The sequence below is a fragment of the Lentimicrobiaceae bacterium genome, from assembly GCA_023227965.1.
Taxonomy (GTDB): domain Bacteria; phylum Bacteroidota; class Bacteroidia; order Bacteroidales; family JALOCA01; genus JALOCA01.
In genome coordinates, this window is the sequence record JALOCA010000081.1 from 1 (window position 1) to 2,609 (window position 2,609).

Consider the following 2,609-nt stretch of genomic DNA (forward strand, 5'->3'; position numbering starts at 1 on the left):
CCGTCGTGCGGCATAGTTGGTGAAATCAGTCTGGGCACCGCTGCTCCACTCGCTCATGAACTGCGCGGCCCGGGTGAGTTCCTTTGACCGACCATAGGCGTTCTCACTGGCGGATTGATGATCAACTGCCTCGCGATACGAGGAGTCGAAGCCCGAGGTGCCGGTGGTTCGGCTGCCGCGCGCCCACTGGTAGGCATCCGACGAGCGGAATTCCTTGACCAGAGCGGTGGCTTCCGACAACTGCGATGTCTCAACGGCCTTGCGAGCATAGTCGTGGGCGCTCTGAAGACGCTCTTGGTCCATGTGTCGACCCTCTCGCGTCATTTGACCGCCAATTTCAGTGAGCGGAATCTTGGCACCGGCTGAAGCGGATGCGACGACGCTCTTGCCAACAATCGAGTCTTCACCCAATCCCAGCCGCCGGTTGACCTCGCGGGCCACCGAGTTCAGTTTCTGGATCTGCGTCGAGGTGGATCCGCCATCGGACGTGGTGCTCGCGCCGGAGCGTTGTTGTGAGCGGTCGAAACTGTCCTGGATGCCGAGTGCATTGGTCAGCGCCGCCGACTGGCTGCGCTGCATCGAATCGCGTTCGGTCCTGGCAAGGGTTTCCGATTCGCGGGCATTTTCTGAAAGGGAGGTGGCCTGGCGCTCGCTGAAGGTGAAGGTCGTGGCCAGCCGGCTCAAGGTGGCCTGGTAGCGGAAGACGCCGGCATCCGGCCCGCTGCCCTGAATGGTGCTGCCGTGAGCATTGCTCGTCGTCGACATGAAGGCGGAGCTCCTGTTCGGCGCGAGTTGCTGCTGGTCGATGGAGACCGAATCCTGGGTGACGTTTCCCTTGCTCGTCGCACTCGACTCTCCCGACACGGCCGACTGCATCGGCCCGACACCGGTGACTGCCTGGAAGGCGACTTCGCCGCCCTTGATGATGGCGGTGGCGATGATCGGGATCGAGATCACCATGTAGCCCGCCACGGCCTGGTCGGAGATGGCGCCGTGGTAGATGCTCGATGCGGTTTCGAGGGCCAGGCCCTGGGTCGATGCACCCATGCGCGCTGCGGATTCGAGGTTCTTGGCGCTGGCCAGCGTGGCCACGTAGTTGAGGATCGCATACAGAGGCGGCCAGAGCTGGATCCAGACGAGACTCAGGACGAAGCTCTTGAGCGCGAGTCCGAGGCCCCGGCCCTGCGCCAACAGAAACAGCAGGAACACGAACGGGAATACCGCATAGATGATCGCCTCGATCACGTTGCGTACCAGCGGCAGGGCCTGCTCGGCGACCTTGCCCATGGTCAGGAAAGACGAATTGATCGAGGCCGTGGCGTTCGCCCGGGCGGTCGCGATCATGATGGATGCAGGGTCGTTGATCTTCTGCCCGACGATGCTGCTCGTATCCTGCATCAGGTTGATCATGATGTTCTGGCGCAGGAGGTCGGCCGCACCCTGGGCGGCCGTTGCGATCTTGGTCTTGTAGTAGGCCTGTTCGATCTGGCTGTCGATCACGCCTTGGGCGGCGGTGGGGTCCAGCGATGGATTCAACTGGAAGGCGAGCATCGCGCGGGCACGAGCGACTTCGGCCGGCAGGCGGCTGGCGACGTAGGTGTAGACGTTGGGGCAGGTATCGACCTGCACCGGGTTGCCATAGGTCGAGAACCGCGCCGGATTGGGTGTTCCCATCAGTGCCCAGATGTCGGTGCTCTGGGAGAAGGTCGCCGGGTCGATGGTGCCGTCCTGCAGGTCGTAGAGGGTGCAGTTGTAGACGTAGGCGATCAGGTCGGTGCGAAGCTGCGGGTCGGCGACGTTGGCCCGGCGGGAGGCCTGGATCAGCCGGTTGCCGAACAGCACTCCGTTCTTCTGGTAGGCCAGCTCGGAGGGCAACTGGGCATTCGGCGCCGGGATCACCTGGAACGCGGTCTCGAAAAATCGCGTCATGACGTCGCCCACCTTGCTCGTGTAGTGGCCGAAGAAAGCCACACCGATCGGAACATTGCCGACCACCACCGGGGACTGGCTGCCCAGCTTGTCCACGATCACGACATCGGCCCTGGGCAGGAAGAGACCGTAGTAGAGCAGCATGAAGCCGATGAGCCAGCTCCAGCCGTGAAACCGACCCGGCGTGAACAATCCGGCGAAGGCCGCGACCAGCACCCCGGTCACCGCGACGGTCTTGACCAGCCCGAAGTAGTCGTCGCCACCCATGATGGCGGCGATGGCGTTGAACACCCCGGTCAGGGTATCGACGTTGCCGTAGGCGTAGATTTCAAACATGGAGGATTGAACCGGGCGGCACGGCCCGCACTGTTGTGGTCGGCTAGGAACCGCGTGCGCCCGAATTGGCGCTGAAGTCGAGCATCGCTTTCACCGTCGACGGCATCGAGCTCCAGAGTTGCCGTTCCAGGGTTTGCAGGTCCTGCGTCATGGACGATACCGAGCGCACCTTGGCATACGCGGTCTGTTTCTCGACGAGCAACTGACGGTGGGCCTCCTGCGCGTTCTGGCGCAAAGTCTCCACGTACTGCTGCTCGACCCCGGTGCGCTTCAGGGTCTGCGAGAGCGCGCTCAATGCCTGGCGAATCGCCCGACTCATAAAAGTCTCGGCGTAGTCGAGGGCG

The 2,609-nt window shown here is 63.1% G+C and carries 2 protein-coding genes; both read right to left on the minus strand.

Going from position 1 to position 2,609, the window contains the following annotated elements:
- Positions 1 to 2,265 (minus strand): conjugal transfer protein TraG N-terminal domain-containing protein (locus M0R21_13795; protein ID MCK9618896.1); only part of this gene is annotated, 2,265 nt, incomplete at its 3' end.
- A gap of 43 nt (positions 2,266 to 2,308) precedes the next feature.
- Positions 2,309 to 2,609 (minus strand): hypothetical protein (locus M0R21_13800; GenBank protein ID MCK9618897.1); only part of this gene is annotated, 301 nt, incomplete at its 5' end.